A 15,171-nucleotide genomic window follows, 5' to 3' on the forward strand; every position below is an offset into this window, starting at 1 on the left:
CGCGTCGGGCCGTCGGCCCGGGCGTGTCGGCCTCGGTCGCGGTGACGTGCCACCGTTACTGCCCGAGGCTTCGTCCGTCCCATGCCACCCCTCCCCCGCCGCTTCCGCGGCCGGTCCCTCCTGTATGCCGCCCTCCCTCTCGCGATCGCGGCTCCCGCGCAGGCACAGGAAGCGCCGGTCGCGCGTCTCGATGAGATCGCCGTTCAAGGCGCCGCCGGTCTCGGCCTGCCCTCCGATGCTCCCGCCGACGCCGTGGGGGCGGAAGCCGCCGCCGCGCTGCGCAGCCCGAGCCTGACGCAGTCCTCGCCGGTCGGCCTCAACCTGCGTACGCCGTCGCGCTCGGCGAGCCGCCTCGGCCTCACGCCGCTGGAAACCCCGGCGAGCCTCGACGTCATCTCGGGCGAGACCGCGCGCCTGCGCGGCCAGACCAGCGTGCTGGAAGCGGTTTCCCAGAACGGCACCGGCATCACCGCCTTCGGCTCGCCGGGCTCGGGGCTCGGATTCTTCACCGCCCGAGGTTTCGCCGGTCAGAACTCGATCCAGACGCTGTTCGACGGCACTCGGCTCTATGTCGGCGCCAACACCGTCACCTTCCCGTTCGACACCTGGAACGTGGAGCGCATCGAGGTGCTGCGCGGGCCGGCCTCCGTCCTCTACGGGGACGGGGCGATCGGCGGCATCGTCAACGTCGTCTCGAAGAAACCGCTGTTCACGCCCCTCAACGTCGCGCGCTTCGGCCTCGGCGAGGACGGGATCGCCCGCGCGGCGGTCGATTCGACCGGGCCGATCGGCGAATCGCTCGCCTATCGCCTCAACGTCAGCGGCAACCGCGCCGGCGGATGGATCATGCCGGAGGGTGACTTCCGCAATCTCGCGGTTTCGGGGGCGCTGACGCTCCAGGCCAACCCGGACCTCGCCCTCACCCTCAGCCACGATCTCGGCTACCAGGAGCCCACCCGCTACTGGGGGACGCCGCTGGTGAACGGGCGTATCCTCGATGCCATCCGCTTCAACAACTACAACGTTCGCGATTCGAAGATCGCCTGGACCGACAACTGGACGCAGTTCCGGACGGAGTGGACCCCCTCGGCCGACGTGAGCGTGCGCAACACCGCCTACCGTCTCCAGAGCCGCCGCCACTGGCGCGATGTCGAGCAGTACCGCTTCAACCCGGCGACCGGTCTGGTCGACCGTTCGGATTATCTCGAGATCTATCACAGCCAGGAACAGATCGGGAATCGCTTCGACGCGACCTTCCGCCATTCGCTGTTCGGCCTCGCCAACCAGTTCTCGGCGGGCTTCGACGTGAACCACGTCAGCTTCCGCCACACCAACAACTTCAACTTCTCCGAGACGCCGACCAGCGTGCCGCTGACCGGCTACGATCCCGGCCTCTTTCCGGTCGGAGGCCGGGCGAGCCCGGCCTATGCCACACGCACCAATCAAGCCTCGGTCTTCGCCGAAGACCGGCTGTTCCTGACCGAGCGGCTGTCATTCCTCACCGGCGTGCGCTTCGACGCGCCGAGCCTCTACCGGGAGGATCTGCGCAGCGGGGCCACCTTCGAACGTTCGTTCCGGGCGCTCGGCTACCGCTTCGCCCTGCTCTACGAGCCGAAGCCGGACACCTCGCTCTACGCGCAATACGCCACCGCGACCGACCCGGTGAACAGCCTGATCACCCTGTCGCAGCCGCTCGCCGGCTTCGAGCTCTCCACCGGCCGCCAGGTCGAGGTCGGCGCCAAGGGTCTCGTCTTCGGCGGCGCGGTCGAATGGACGCTCGCCGGCTACCGCATCGTCAAGGACAACCCGATCTCGGCGGTGCCGGGGCAGCCCACGGTCTCGACGCAGGTCGGCCAGCAATCCTCGCTCGGCGCGGAGGCCGCCCTGTCCTGGCTTCCCGCGCCCGGCTGGCGCATCGACGCCAACCTCGCCCTGCTGCACGCTCAGTACGACGACTTCACCCAGAACGTCGGCGGCGTCGCCGTCTCCTATGCCGGCAGGCAGCCGATCAACGTGCCGGAGCAGGTGGCCAATCTCTGGGTGAACTGGGCCTTCGCTCGGGACTGGGAGGGACGCGTCGGCCTCCAGCATGTCGGCGAGGTGTTCAGCGACTTCGGCAACACCGCCCGGCGGCCCGCCTATACGCTGGTCAATCTCGGCCTCGACCATCAGGTCACGACCGGCTCCCGCCTGTCGCTCCGGGTCTTCAACCTGTTCGACAAGATCTACGCGATCGACGGCAGCGCGGTGGACGGCGTCGGCACGGCGTGGTTGCTGGGGCGCCCGCGCTCCTTCGAGGTCGCCTACACGATCGCGTGGTGACGGGTAATCGCGGAAGCCGGCGCAAGGGTTGGCGGTTCGGACGGCAGGCGGAGCCGTCATCACGCCGCAGGGGAATCCGGAAACTTCTCGGACCATGGCGGCATTGTCTCCCGATGGTCGCTCCGGCGGATCATCCGCCGGAGCCTTCGCGTCCGGAGCAATCCCATGCGTCGCGTCGTCGTCACCCTCGCCGCCCTGAGCTGTCTCGGCTCAGGCGCGGCCTTCGCCCAGGCACAGCCCCCGGGCGCTCCCGGCGGCCCGTTCCCGCCGGGAACGATCATCCAGCGCCAGACCAACACCACCGGAAACACGGTCGATTACGTGATTGCGCCGGGCGCCACCGGAGCCGACACCATCACCACGGACTCGGCGGCGGGCGGCAATGCCGGTCAGCCGGAGCGGGCGATCCCGCAGGGCAGCGCAGGCGGAGGCGGAGGCGGCAGTTCACGCTGAGGGTCTTCGAGCCGATACTGGTCGATTCGAGCCATGGCTCGGCAGCATTCTGAGGAAAACTAAACGTTGCCAGCGCTGCAACGTCGCGAGGCATGCGGCGTTGGCAAGAGCCGGTAAGCCGACCGTCGACACTCATCCTCGACGGCGTGCCGGGGAGGAAAGCACGATGGGACGAGCGGCCGCGGTCTGCATTCTGGCGATCCTGGCATGCACGGGATCTTCGTGGGCGGCGGCCCGGCTGAAAATGGACGACAAGGCCTCGCTCTGGCCGAGAGCGGGCGCGAGCGAGAAGTTCGACTTCACCGAACGTGTCGGCAAGTCGATGAACACACTCTCGCCCGGGCTCGACAGCCACTATTTCATGCGGTGCCTGGAGGAAGTCGCCAATATCGGCGACACCAAGGAACTCACGATGAGCGACATGGTGAGAACCTGCGTGTCGCTGCACGGCAGTCGTTCCGGAGAAGCCGGTGCGGAGTGATCACTCAAGGCGAAAGCCGCGCTGTCGCCGAGACCGATCGTGAGGAGGGTGCAGCGTCGTGAAATGGTGCGCCATTCAGAACAAAAGTGCGAACACGTATGTGCTTGAGTTCACAAGATAGTTTCAGAGGCATGTCGTCGCTTGGTGTCGAGCGGCTGGTGTGTGCCCTCACCGAGCTACACTCCACGAGGGTGGTCCGCGATCCCAGGCCTCGATGACGGGCAGAGAGCTAGCATTACAGTTGCGTTTTTGGCGAGGTTCTGACTCCTTGCGGCACCATGATTCGCGCATCATGGACGCCGGGGGCCTCGATTGAGGCGACGCTGGAGCTCTGGGCCTCTTCGCTGCGGGAGGTGAAGGGACGCATGCGCCCGCTGTTTTCTCAGGAGCGGGTGGCGGCCTCGGCGGGAGCATTCCTGGACGGACTGCTCGGCGCGGAGCGGCGCAAGACCAGTTGGATGCGGGCGGAAGCTGCGGGCGATCCCGGGCCCTGGCGTCAGCAGGCCGTGCTCGGTCGCGGACGCTGGGATGCCGACGCCCTGCGCGACGTCGTGCGGGACTATGCCCTGGAAACCCTGGCCGACCCGGACGCGGTTCTGGTTCTCGACGAGACTGGCTTTCTCAAGCAGGGCAAAGCCTCGTGCGGTGTGCATCGCCAGTACACCGGCTCGGCCGGAAAGATCACGAACTGTCAGATCGGCGTGTTCGCGGCTTACGCCTCGCACCACGGTCACGCGTTCATCGATCGGGCCTTGTACCTGCCCAAGACCTGGACCTCGGATCCGGCCCGGCTGGCCGCCGCCCACGTGCCGGAGGGGACGAGCTTTTCGACCAAGCCGGGATTGGCTCTAACGATGATCGAGCGGGCGATGACCGCCGACGTGCCGTTCTCCTGGGTTGCGGCCGACACCGTCTATGGGGTCGGCGACATCGAGATGGCTCTACGGCGCGCGGGCAAGGGCTACGTGCTCGGGGTCAAGACCGATCACCTGTTCAATTCCTGGGTCGGCAAGCCGCTGGTGGCCGGCACCGCCGAGGCGATCGCGAACGGCCTCGCTCCGACGGCCTGGACGCGCCTGTCGGCGGGCGAGGGCACGAAGGGCGCGCGGCTGTACGACTGGGCTTACTGCGAGTTGGCCGACCTCGACGGTGCCGACTACGATCAGGCCGGCCTGTGGACGCGCGGCCTGCTGATCCGCCGTAGCCTGACTGACGGCGAGCGGGCGTACTTCACGACGTGGTGCCCGGCCGGCACGTCGGTCGCGACCCTGGCGACGGTCGAGGGCCAGCGTTGGACGATCGAGGACGCGTTCGAGACGGCCAAGACCGAACTTGGGCTCGCTCATAATGAGACCCGTTCCTGGCACGGCTGGCACCGGCACGTCAGCTTGGTGATGATGGCCTTCGCCCTGCTGGCCGTAATCCGCCATCACGCCAACGCGCCGCCCCCAAAAAGACGGGCGCGGCCGAGACCGCCCGCGCGCTGATCCGCTGGTCGGTCCAGGAGATCCGCCGCATCGCGGTGCGGCTGGCACAGCGGCGCATCCAGCCCGCTCACGTCATCGCATGGTCGCTCTGGCGACGGGCGCATCAGGCGACCGCCCGAAACGCCCATCTCAAACGCCGTGCGTCAGCCGACAGGGGACGTCAACGGCGTAAGCCCAGCACAATGAACAGCAAGCAAAAATGCTTTAAAACGCAACTGTAATGCTAAGAGGCATGTCGTCGCTTGGTGTCGAGCGGCTGGTGTGTGCCCTCACCGAGCTACACTCCACGAGGGTCCGCGATCCCAGGCCTCGATGACGGGCAGAGTGCACCATCAAACCCTGGGATCAAACAGCTAATCTCAATCCCGACTACCTCGAAGCCCTCGTCCGACAGACACCCATCCAAGCGAAAGAAACCTGAAGCGATTCCCCTGCGCTCCTGCACGATCCTCACCCTTCGTTAACCCTCGTATCGCCTGAATCGCACGCGAGACATCCCCTTCAACTCACACGGAGCGCCGACCCATGCCGACGCCAGCCACCCGCGCCAGCCTGATCGGGCTTGCGCTGACCAGCGGCCTCCTCGCCGGCCCGGCACGTGCGGATTTCCAGTCCTGCCTCTCGGGCATCCAGGCGCAGGCCGCAGGGGCCGGCGTCTCGGCGCAGACCTTCCGGGCGGCCACGGCGAACATCGCCTACGACGACAAGGTGATCGAGCTGTCCCAGGCGCAGCCCGAGTTCAAGACGCCGATCTGGGACTACATGTCGGCGCTGGTCGACGACGAGCGGGTCGAGGACGGACGCGCCGCCATGCGCCAGCACGCCCAGGCGCTCGCCAATGCGGAGGCGCGCTACGGAGTCGACCGCTACACCATCGCCGCGGTCTGGGGCGTCGAATCGAATTTCGGCAAGAATCTCGGCAAGATGCCGCTGGTGCAGTCCCTGGCGACGCTCGCCTGCTCCGGCCATCGCCGCCGCGACTTCTTCCGCACCGAGCTGATCGCCACCCTGAAGATCATCGAGCGGGGCGACATCGAGGCCTCGCGGCTGACCGGCTCCTGGGCCGGCGCCTTCGGCCAGACGCAGTTCATGCCGACCACCTATCAGCGGCTCGCCGTCGACGGCGACGGCGACGGGCGGCGCGACGTGGTCGATTCGGTGGCCGACGCGGTCGCCTCCACCGCCAACTTCCTGCGCGTCGCCAAGTGGTCGAACGCGCAAGGCTGGGGCTACGAGGTGCGGTTGCCGCGCGGCTTCACCGTCGCGGCCGCCGGCCGCAAGAACAAGAAGCCGATCGGCCACTGGGCTTCTCTCGGCGTCACCCGCGTCGACGGCAAGCCGCTGACGGGGGCGGGGCCCGCCGGCATCCTGGCGCCGGCCGGCATCGACGGCCCGGCCTTCCTCGTGACGAAGAACTTCGACGCGATCTACTCCTACAACGCCGCCGAGTCCTACGGCCTGGCCATCGCCGTGCTTTCGGACCGCCTGCGCGGACGCCCCGGCGTCCAGGCCGACTGGCCGACCGACGACCCGCCGCTCTCGCGGGCCGAACGCCGCGACCTCCAGAGCCGCCTGATCGCCCGCGGCTACGATGTCGGCGAGCCGGACGGCAAGGTCGGCTCCAAGACCCGCGAGGCGATCAAGGACGTCGAGCGCCAGCTCGGCATGCCGGCCACGGGCCGGCCGGGAGGCAAGGTGCTGGAGGCGCTGCGGCGGAGTTAGCCAGCGACGCGGCGCGTGCCCGATCGTCCATCTCGCATGCGGGAGAGAGCAAGCGTCATTCTGAGAAGAACCGTCTTCGCATCGTCACCACGAATGCTTCGGCCTGGGTGAGAGCCCACTCGGCTTCCTCGACCGAAGGTGCGCCGGCCATGTAGTCTGCACGGATGCGAACATCCTGAAGGCGGTTGAAAGCGCGACCGAACGCGGCATCGACTTGGCCGGTCTGCACCAGCGCTTGGCCGAAGGCGGCGATCACCCCTGCATGCGTCTTGACGTTCATCCCCTCACGGAGATGACCGGTCACCATCAACGAGGCTCTCGCCGCGTCGAACATGGCGTAATAGGCCCGGCTGCAAGCGCCTTCGGTATCGCCGGCCCCAAGGAGGCGAGCCGCCTGCAACGCTCGCTCGGCCTTGCCGATGAAGGCGAGGGCGAGCGCGTTCGTCACAGGCGCACACCATCTCGCCGGATGCTCGCGATCAAAGTGGGGTTGGGAAACCGCTCGGGATCCCGCCACTCGCTCTCCCATAGCGGCACGGCCTGAACCAGCAGACCGGTCTCCATCAGGATGTCGAAGGCAATCTCGGCCATCTCACCCGAAACATGGCTGCGCTCGGCGTTGTCACCGTCCAACACGACGGCCAGATCGGCATCGCTGTCAGCCTGATGCGTTCCCCGGGCTCGACTTCCGAACAGGAAGACCGCGCGAACAGGATAATTTTCACCGATCCGCTTGAGAAAAGCGCGCACGCCGCGCTCCGTCACGTCGTCCGGAAACGGCGATCGACGAGCTTCCGTATTCGGCTTCAGATCGGACATCGGCCTGTGATGCGTTCCGCACCGGCTCCGCATACCGGTCCGTCATATATGTGCATGAAAACTTGAAACAAAAAACCCGCCCCGAGGATCTCGGGACGGGCGCGTCGGCGAAAGCGGCCCGCAGAGCCGCTTCCGGAAAAGATCACTCCGCGGCGGTGGCGGCGGCAGCCTTCTCGGCCTTGGCGGCCTTCTCGGTGCGGTCGGTGCGCTCGACGATACGGGCCGACTTACCGCGACGGTCGCGCAGGTAGTACAGCTTGGCGCGGCGGACCTTGCCGCGGCGGGCCACCTTGATCGAATCGATCATCGGCGAGTGCACGGGGAAGACGCGCTCGACGCCCTCGCCGTAGGAGATCTTGCGGACGGTGAAGCTCTCGTTGAGGCCGCCGCCGCTCCGGGCGATGCAGACGCCCTCGTAGGCCTGGACGCGGGTGCGCTCGCCTTCCTTGACGCGGACGTTGACGATGACCGTGTCGCCCGGCTCGAAGTCGGGAATGGTCTTGGCGAGGCGGGCGATCTCTTCCCGCTCGAGCTGCTCGATGATGTTCATTGGAAACGCTCCGGCCGTTGCGCCCGTCCGGCAAGGACCGGGCGTCAGGATTTCGGCATCCTGTTGTGAGTTGGCCGGGCCTGTACAGGATGCGCGCGGCTTTGTCGATGGGCTCGCTCAGTCGCGGGACGGAACGGTCATCGCCTGCGGGATCGGCGCCCGGAGTCGTCGGCGCGACGCACGCGGTCCGGCAGCACGACGGGCGGATGCTCGACGGGACCGTAGGGGATCTGTTCGAGCAGGTGGCTGATGCCGTTGATACCGTTTCCGCTTGATCGCTTCGGGTTTGGCCCCCCCTCCGTCATCGCGAGCGGCCGCGAAGCGATCCAGGGCGCGACAGGTCCGGAAAGGGCGCGCCCTGGTTTGCCACGGCTTCGCCTCGCAAGGACGCAGGACAGGCCGAACTCATCAACCGGATATCGTATGAGCCAGGCGCGGCGCTCGTTGTCCGCCTCGACCACCCACCAGGGCGCCTCGGGGATGTGGGTGCGGGCCAGCATGTCCCCCTTGGCGCGGGTGTAGTCCTCCCAGCGGCGGCGCGATTCGACGTCCATCGGCGAGAGCTTCCACTGCCTGAGCGGATCGGCGATGCGCATCCGGAAGCGCAGGGCCTGCTCGGCGTCGGTGATCGGGAACCAGGACTTCACCAGCCGGATGCCGGAGCGCACCAGCATGCGCTCGAACTCGGGCACCGAGCGGAAGAACTCCTCGACCTCGGCCTCGGTGCGGAAGCCCATGACGCGCTCGACGCCCGCGCGGTTGCAGCAGGAGCGGTCGAACAGCAGGATCCCGCCCGCCGCCGGCAGGTGGGCGACGCAGCGCCGGAAGGACCATTGCGTGCGTGCGCTTCGTTCGGGGCAGGCAGCGCCGCCGGGCAACCGGCGATGAGTCGGGATCATCGCCGGTTGGCATGACCCGGCATCGCGCAGACAGGTCCGCGCTCTGCCGCGGCCCCGCATCTTTGCACGTTTGCACGCGCCCCGTTCGAAGCGCTTCAGTTCCGCACGGAACCGGTCGTCGTCACGGCGGCCTGCGGCTTCACGGCAGCGGAGGACGTCGTCTCCTTCGCCGGTTTCGGTTTGGAAGCCCCGGCGCCCTTCTCGTCCTTGCCCGGCTTCTTGACCGGCTCCTTGCCCAGAACCTTGCCGAAGACGCTCGGGTCACCGTCCGCATCCGCCACGGCGATGCGGTGCGGCCTGTCGGCCTTGCCGGCATCGGCCTTTGCGGCCTCTTGCACGGCCACCACCGTGGCGGGTTTGGCGTGCTCCTTGCGGGCGGCCGCGGCCTTGGTCGGACCGGGGGCGTCGGCCGACGCCGCCGCGACCAGGACGGGCTTGCCCTTGGCGTCGATCTCGAACTCGTTCGGCCCCAGCGCGAGGCTCTCCGGCCGACTGATCTCGCCGAGAGTGTGCCGGCCGTAATCCTTGGCGGTGTAGGCCAGTTCCTTGTCCTTGTCGTCCTTGTCCCTGTCGTTCTCGATCAGGCTCGCGAACGTCGGGCCTTCCGGCTTCTGCGGGCGAAAGACCGGATTCTGGCCGCCGTCCTCGTAGACCACGCGGGTGGCGGGCGTGCCCTTGGCGATCAGCTCGGCGATCTCGTGGTTGTCGCGCTCGCGCCTCTCGGCGACCAGCGGATCGGCCCGCGGCGTGCAGTTGCCCGCGGCCACGTCGGCTCCGCCGAACACGTACTTGGTGCCGCAGGCCGCGACCCGCGGCTCCTCCTTCAGGGCCTCGAAGTAATCCGAGCCCTCCTTGAGGTTCTTCCAGAACGGCGCGTTGGGATCGTTGCGGAACTTGGCGATGTTGGCCGCCGTCATCCGGAACGGGTAGGACTGGAACTGGAAGGCGCGCTGGCCGCCGTTGAAGGCCTCGCGGGCGATCGCGTAGATTTCCGACATCGAGGCGTCGGTCATGGCGAAGCAGCCTGCCGACGAGCAGGTGCCGTGCACCATGATGTAGTTGCCGGTGCCGCCCTTGGCGCGATCCACCGCGTTCGGGTAGCCGACGTCGAAGGACAGATAGTAGCTGGAGTTCGGGTTCATCTGACCCGGCGTGATCGCGTAGAAACCCTCCGGCGCCTGCCGGTCGCCCTGCTTCGTCTTGGGGCCGAGCTGGCCCGACCAGCGGCAGATCGGGAAGGTCTTCAGGAGCGCGTACTGGCCGTTGCCCCCGCGCTTCCACACCTCCATCTCCGCTTCCTTCTTGTAGGCGCGGATCAGGATCGGATCGGATTGCTGCATCCCCCTGGTCTGCATCAGCGCGACCGTCTGGGGCGGGATCGGGGTCAGGCTGCGGCTCGAGACGCCGCCGAGCATGGCGCTGTCCTGGCAGGCACCGAGAGTCGTCGCCAGGGTCACGAGAGCAGCAGCCGCGAACGGACGCACAGCCATGGGGAACCCGTCCTTACGTGTCCTCGCCCGCGGGGCACCTCCGGCCACCTTGCGGGCGTCACTCCCCGAACCCAATAGCCTCGCTAAGCTTACCCGGAGCTTACCGCAATGCGGTTCTCCACTTTGTCGACGGCCGTTGCGAATCGGTCACGGTTCCGCGGGAAATCGCGCCCGCTCGCGCACCACGTCCTTCACGAAGGCGTCATCGGCCGGATCGGAAAAGCGCAGGCCGGCCGAGGCGGAGCGGGTCTCGACCCGGAGCCAGTCGAGATGCCGCTCCTGCGCCAGGACGTCGACCGCCTGCCGCCCGGCTCGATGCAGGTGAAGGATCGTGAGGTGGTTGGCCGCCCCCCGTGCCTCCGCCCGGGCGGCGAGCAGGTCGCGGATGCTCCGCATCACGTCCGGATCGGTCGGCAGGGCGGTCATCAGGTAGAAGCGGTTGCGGGCGCCGGACCGGTCCAGGGCCGCGCGCAGGCGCCGGACACCGGCCTGCAGGAACCGGTAATCCTCGTCGCTGCCGGCCGGGTCGTGGTGATTGAACACGAAGGGGATCGCGTGCCGGTCGCGGTAGAGGCGGTGGCGGCAGCGGGTCTCGTCCGGAGCCTGCCGTTCGTGCAGCGGCGTGCTTTGATAGTGGCGTCGGTCGAGAAGCTCGGAAAAATCGTCGGCGAGGCAGTCGCGGACCATGCCCGGCGAGGAGAAGATCCAGTCGAAGGGTGCCGACCACGTACGCAGGCCGAGGCTCTTGAGGATCTGCGCCGTGTGGCAGTGGCTGCCCAGCGAGATGTGGTTGACGGCACCGGGCTCGCGGGTGTCGCGCCGGCCGAGCCGGCGCAGACCGTGCAGCAGGCCCGTGCCGAAGGGACGGCTCACAGCTTGCGGCCGATCTCGAGGAATTTCTGGGCGCGCCGGTCGCGCACCTCCTCGCGGCTCAACCCCTCGAACGCGGCGAGCGTGCGGGCGACGGCCTCGCCGGTGGCGTCGAGGGCGGCCTTGCGGTCGCGGTGGGCGCCGCCGGTGGCTTCCGGCACGATGCCGTCGATGATGCCGAGCCGCAGCAGATCCTGCGCCGTGATCTTCATGGCGGTGGCGGCATCGTGCGCCCGGCCCTGGTCGCGCCACAGGATCGAGGCCGCGCCCTCCGGCGAGATCACGCTGTAGATGGCGTGCTCCAGCATCAGCACCGTATTGGCGGTGGCGATCGCGATGGCGCCGCCCGAGCCGCCCTCGCCGATGACGACGGCGACGTTCGGCACGCCGAGGGACAGACAGGCCTCGGTCGAGCGGGCGATGGCCTCGGCCTGGCCGCGCTCCTCCGCCTCGATGCCGGGGAAGGCGCCGGCGGTGTCGACGAAGGCGATGACGGGCAGGCCGAAGCGGTCGGCGGTCTCCATCAGGCGCACCGCCTTGCGGTACCCCTCCGGCCGCGCCATCCCGAAGTTGTGCCGCAGCCGCGCCTCGGTGGTCGCGCCCTTCTCCTGGCCGAGCACGCAGACCGGGCGGCCGCGGAAGCGCCCGAAGCCGCCGAGGATCGCCTCGTCCTCGCCGAAGCTGCGGTCGCCGGCCAGCGGCGTGAACTCCTCGATCAGCCCGGCGCAGTAATCGACGAAGTGCGGCCGCTGCGGGTGGCGGGCGACCTGCGTCTTCTGCCACGGGGTCAGGGCGGCGTAGATCTCGGCCAGAGCCTGAGCCGCCTTGGCCTCCAGCCGCCCGACCTCCTCGCTGATCGAGACGGCGCCGTCGCGCTGGCCCAGGGCCTTGAGTTCCTCGAGTTTCGCTTCGAGTTCCGCCACGGGCTTCTCGAAGTCGAGATAGGAGCGCATCACCGCCATCGATCGTCGGTCCAACTTCTGTTCGGCACCCGCCCGGAGCCCCCAGGGTCGGCGCCTTTGGGCCGGCGCGAGGTGTTCGGGGATGCGGGCATGGGTGTCAACCGCCGCTTTGCGTCAGGGCGTGCGGCGCAGCAAGATCGACTTCGCGCGGCCGTTGGGGCAAGTCCTGCGGCACGTCCTGCGCGGAGAGGGTCCGCGCGGCCCGCAATCGGAGGGAGTCCATGAGCCTCAAAGGGAAAGCCGCCGTCGTCACCGGCTCGACGAGCGGCATCGGCCTCGCCATCGCCCGCGGCTTTGCGGGCGCGGGGGCCGATGTCGTCCTCAACGGCTTCGGCAAGCCCGACGAGATCGAGCGGACACGCACCGGCATCGAGAGCGAGTTCGGGGTCAGGGCCGTCTACTCGCCCGCAGACCTGACCGAGCCCGACGCGATCGGCGGCCTGATCGCGCTGTCGGTCGAGTCGTTCGGCAGCATCGACATCCTCGTGAACAATGCCGGCGTCCAGTACGTCTCGCCGATCGAGGCGTTCCCGGTCGAGAAGTGGGACCAGATCATCGCGCTCAATCTCTCCTCGGCCTTCCACACCCTGCGGGCCGCGGTGCCGCACATGAAGGCGAAGGGCTGGGGCCGGGTCATCAACACCGCCTCGGCGCACTCGATGGTCGCGTCGCCCTACAAGTCGGCCTACGTGGCGGCCAAGCACGGCGTCGTCGGACTGACGAAGACCGCGGCCCTCGAACTCGCCACCCACGGCATCACCGTGAACTGCATCTCGCCCGGCTACGTCTGGACGCCGCTGGTCGAGAGCCAGATCCCCGACACGATGAAGGCGCGCGGGCTCACCAAGGAGCAGGTGATCGAGGACGTGCTGCTGAAGGCGCAGCCGACCAAGGAGTTCGTCACCGTCGATCAGGTGGCGGCGCTCGCCGTGTTCCTGTGTTCGGACAGCGCCAGCCAGATCACCGGCACCAACCTCGCCATGGACGGCGGCTGGACGGCGCAGTAGCGCCGCCGGCAGCGGAGCGCGGGAACGGCCGCGCTCCGGTTTCGACGCTCAGCGGCGCGAATGCAGCAGCAGGGCGAGGCCGTAGCCGACCGCTCCGGCGATCAGCAGGGCGAGGAAGGGGTTCTCGCCGACCTGCGTCTCGACCCGCTCGCGCCCGTCGCGCAGATAGGTGCCGCCGTGGCGGCTGACGCGGTCGTAGGCGTCGCCCGCATAGTCGCCGACATCGTCGGCGATGTCGCGCACCGTGTCCTTCGCCTGCCCGTAGAGGCGCTGCGCCCGGCCCTCTGCCTCCCGGTAGCGGCCTTCCAGCGAATCCCGGTTCGAGCCGAGCGCATCGCCCACCGCGCCCTGCGCCCGGCCGCCGAGATCCTTGGCGGTGCCGACGATGCGATCCGTGTCAACCATGGCGGAACTCCTGTCCTTCTCCATGCCCGCCACCCCGAGGGCCGTCGGCGGGCGTCGGACAGAAGAACGTCCGAGGAGAGAATCGGTCCCGCAGCGCGGCGAAAAAGCGGGGTCGGTGCCGGGAAGACGGAGCGGGCCTACCCTGCCTCGGCCAGAACCACGGCCCGCGGCGGTGGCAGGTTGGAGCGCAGTTCGCGGCTGACGGCGGAGGAGGTCGCGACGGTGCCGAGATTGACGTAGGTCTCGTGGTTCTTCTCGATGGCCGCGAGGTCGTAGAGATAGTTCACCATCAGCCCGTAGGACTGGCGCAGGCCCTTCTTCGAGGTGTCGCCGAGGAAGTTCATGCGCTCCAGCCGGGCGCCGTTGCCGAGATGGAAGCGGGCGACCGGATCGAGGGGGCGGCCCTTCTCGTTCTTGGCGCGCAGGAAATAGGCGGCCGCCGCCGGCAGCATGGCGCGCCGCACCGCCTCGCACGTCGCCTTGTCGCCGCGCCAACCGTCGGTATCGAGCAGGCGCAGGGTCTCCACGTCCTCGCGCGTCAGCCCCTGCGGCGCGTCGGCGCCGCGCTCGCGGTCGAGCCAGGTGCGGAAGCCGGGCACCGGCGAGAGGGTGACGAAGGTCTTCAGCGAGGGAATCTCGCGGGCGAGATCCTCGACCACCTGCTTGATCAGGAAGTTGCCGAAGGTGACGCCGGCCAGGCCCTTCTGGCAGTTCGAGATCGAGTAGAAGATCGCGGTGGTGGCGCCGAGGGCGGGCACCGGCTCGCGCCCGTCGGCGAGGATCGGCTGGATCGCCGGGGCGACGGCGGAGGTCAGCGCCACCTCGACGAAGATCAGCGGCTCGTCGAGCAGCGCCGGATGGAAGAAGGCGAAGCAGCGCCGGTCCGTCGGTTCGATGCGGCGGCGCAGTTCGTCCCAGTCGGCGATCTCGTGGACCGCCTCGTAGCGGATGATCTTTTCGAGGATGTGGGCCGGGGTCGACCAGTCGATGTGGCGCAGCACCAGGAAACCCCGGTTGAACCACGAGGCGAACAGGTGCTCGAAATCTCTGTCGAGGCTCACCGCCGCGTCGATGGTGCGCGGATCGGCGCCCCGTTCCTTCAGGCGCCTGCGCAGCACGAACAGATCCTCGCGCATCCGCACCAGGGCCAGCGTGCCGCCGCGGGCGAGGTTGAGGCGGCGGATCAGTTCCTGCGAACGCGGCTCGGCCGCCTCGTGCAGCAGCCCGAGATTGGCCCGCGTCGGCTCGGCGCGATAGGCGGCGATGGCGTCGTCGACCGCCGCATGGTCGGCACCGAACTCGGTCGCGACGAGTTCGAGGAAGGCGAGCCGCTCCTCCAGGGGGAACGCGGCGTAGCGGTCGAGGATCAGCCGGGCCAGGGCCACGCCGGAGGCCTCGCCGCGCCGGGAGATCAGATCCTCGCACAGCCGCGCGAGATCGCCCGCGCTCGCGCTGCGCGCGAGATCGCCCCGGGGAAGCCCGATGAGATCGCGGCCGCGGTCGCCGATGGTCTGGATCAGATCGCCGAGGAACGAGATCGCCGCCATGACCGAAACGCCTCTGCAAGCTGGCGGTCCGAGCGCCCCGAGGCGACCCGGCGACCGTGGCCGGAACCTAGGGCCTGCCGCGCCTGCGCGCCAGACGCGCCGATGCCCCGCCCGTCGATTCCCGCCCGATGCACAGGAAGTCCGGCGACACGGCCCG

The 15,171-nt window shown here is 68.7% G+C and carries 14 protein-coding genes and 1 pseudogene; 6 read left to right on the forward strand and 9 right to left on the reverse strand.

Annotation, left to right across the window (positions count from 1 at the left end; translation table 11 throughout):
- Positions 1 to 81 precede the first annotated feature (81 nt).
- The 5 genes from PGN25_16180 to PGN25_16200 all read left to right on the forward strand — a co-directional run bounded on the left by PGN25_16180 (position 82) and on the right by PGN25_16200 (position 6,465).
- Positions 82 to 2,322: a TonB-dependent siderophore receptor gene (locus PGN25_16180; GenBank protein MEH3119076.1), complete on the forward strand. Its 2,241-nt coding sequence runs from the start codon at positions 82 to 84 to the stop codon at positions 2,320 to 2,322.
- 165 nt (positions 2,323 to 2,487) lie between these two features.
- Positions 2,488 to 2,775, forward strand: coding sequence for a hypothetical protein (locus PGN25_16185; GenBank protein ID MEH3119077.1), 288 nt, complete (start codon positions 2,488 to 2,490; stop codon positions 2,773 to 2,775).
- A gap of 166 nt (positions 2,776 to 2,941) precedes the next feature.
- Positions 2,942 to 3,256: a hypothetical protein gene (locus PGN25_16190; GenBank protein ID MEH3119078.1), complete on the forward strand. Its 315-nt coding sequence runs from the start codon at positions 2,942 to 2,944 to the stop codon at positions 3,254 to 3,256.
- 278 nt (positions 3,257 to 3,534) lie between these two features.
- On the forward strand, positions 3,535 to 4,743 hold the full coding sequence (locus tag PGN25_16195) for an IS701 family transposase (protein MEH3119079.1): 1,209 nt from the start codon (positions 3,535 to 3,537) through the stop codon (positions 4,741 to 4,743).
- A gap of 525 nt (positions 4,744 to 5,268) precedes the next feature.
- Entirely contained in the window at positions 5,269 to 6,465 is a 1,197-nt protein-coding gene (locus PGN25_16200; GenBank protein MEH3119080.1) for a lytic murein transglycosylase, read from the forward strand.
- Positions 6,466 to 6,520: 55 nt separating this feature from the next.
- Here PGN25_16200 and PGN25_16205 read toward each other — a convergent pair whose 3' ends face one another.
- The 7 genes and pseudogenes from PGN25_16205 to PGN25_16235 form a co-directional block, all read right to left on the reverse strand.
- Positions 6,521 to 6,913 (reverse strand): HEPN domain-containing protein, encoded by a 393-nt coding sequence (locus PGN25_16205; protein ID MEH3119081.1) that lies wholly within the window; start codon positions 6,911 to 6,913, stop codon positions 6,521 to 6,523.
- On the reverse strand, positions 6,910 to 7,284 hold the full coding sequence (locus tag PGN25_16210) for a nucleotidyltransferase domain-containing protein (GenBank protein MEH3119082.1): 375 nt from the start codon (positions 7,282 to 7,284) through the stop codon (positions 6,910 to 6,912). Before PGN25_16210 ends, PGN25_16205 begins: the two co-directional genes overlap by 4 nt.
- Positions 7,285 to 7,426: 142 nt before the next feature.
- Positions 7,427 to 7,834, reverse strand: coding sequence for a 50S ribosomal protein L19 (rplS, locus tag PGN25_16215; GenBank protein ID MEH3119083.1), 408 nt, complete (start codon positions 7,832 to 7,834; stop codon positions 7,427 to 7,429).
- Positions 7,835 to 8,238: 404 nt separating this feature from the next.
- A pseudogene (locus PGN25_16220) lies at positions 8,239 to 8,705 on the reverse strand (polyphosphate kinase 2).
- A gap of 123 nt (positions 8,706 to 8,828) precedes the next feature.
- A complete protein-coding gene (locus PGN25_16225; GenBank protein MEH3119084.1) occupies positions 8,829 to 10,223 on the reverse strand; it encodes a murein L,D-transpeptidase in 1,395 nt (464 codons plus the stop codon).
- Positions 10,224 to 10,370: 147 nt separating this feature from the next.
- Positions 10,371 to 11,096: a DUF1796 family putative cysteine peptidase gene (locus tag PGN25_16230; protein MEH3119085.1), complete on the reverse strand. Its 726-nt coding sequence runs from the start codon at positions 11,094 to 11,096 to the stop codon at positions 10,371 to 10,373.
- Positions 11,093 to 12,046 carry an acetyl-CoA carboxylase carboxyltransferase subunit alpha gene (locus tag PGN25_16235; GenBank protein MEH3119086.1) on the reverse strand — a complete coding sequence of 318 codons (954 nt, stop codon included), beginning with the start codon at positions 12,044 to 12,046 and terminating at the stop codon, positions 11,093 to 11,095. The genes PGN25_16230 and PGN25_16235 overlap by 4 nt, the downstream gene beginning before the upstream one ends.
- Positions 12,047 to 12,276: 230 nt before the next feature.
- On the opposite strand from PGN25_16235, the gene PGN25_16240 reads away from it, so the two are divergent.
- Positions 12,277 to 13,062, forward strand: a complete 786-nt coding sequence (locus PGN25_16240; GenBank protein MEH3119087.1) for a 3-hydroxybutyrate dehydrogenase — start codon at positions 12,277 to 12,279, stop codon at positions 13,060 to 13,062.
- Between the two features lie 48 nt (positions 13,063 to 13,110).
- Here the strand turns inward: PGN25_16240 and PGN25_16245 are convergent, their stop codons facing one another.
- A complete protein-coding gene (locus PGN25_16245) occupies positions 13,111 to 13,467 on the reverse strand; it encodes a CsbD family protein (GenBank protein MEH3119088.1) in 357 nt (118 codons plus the stop codon).
- 137 nt (positions 13,468 to 13,604) lie between these two features.
- Entirely contained in the window at positions 13,605 to 15,014 is a 1,410-nt protein-coding gene (locus PGN25_16250) for a malonyl-CoA decarboxylase (GenBank protein ID MEH3119089.1), read from the reverse strand.
- Positions 15,015 to 15,171: the final 157 nt, after the last annotated feature.

Source organism: Methylorubrum populi (assembly GCA_036946625.1).
GTDB classification, from domain to species: domain Bacteria; phylum Pseudomonadota; class Alphaproteobacteria; order Rhizobiales; family Beijerinckiaceae; genus Methylobacterium; species Methylobacterium populi_C.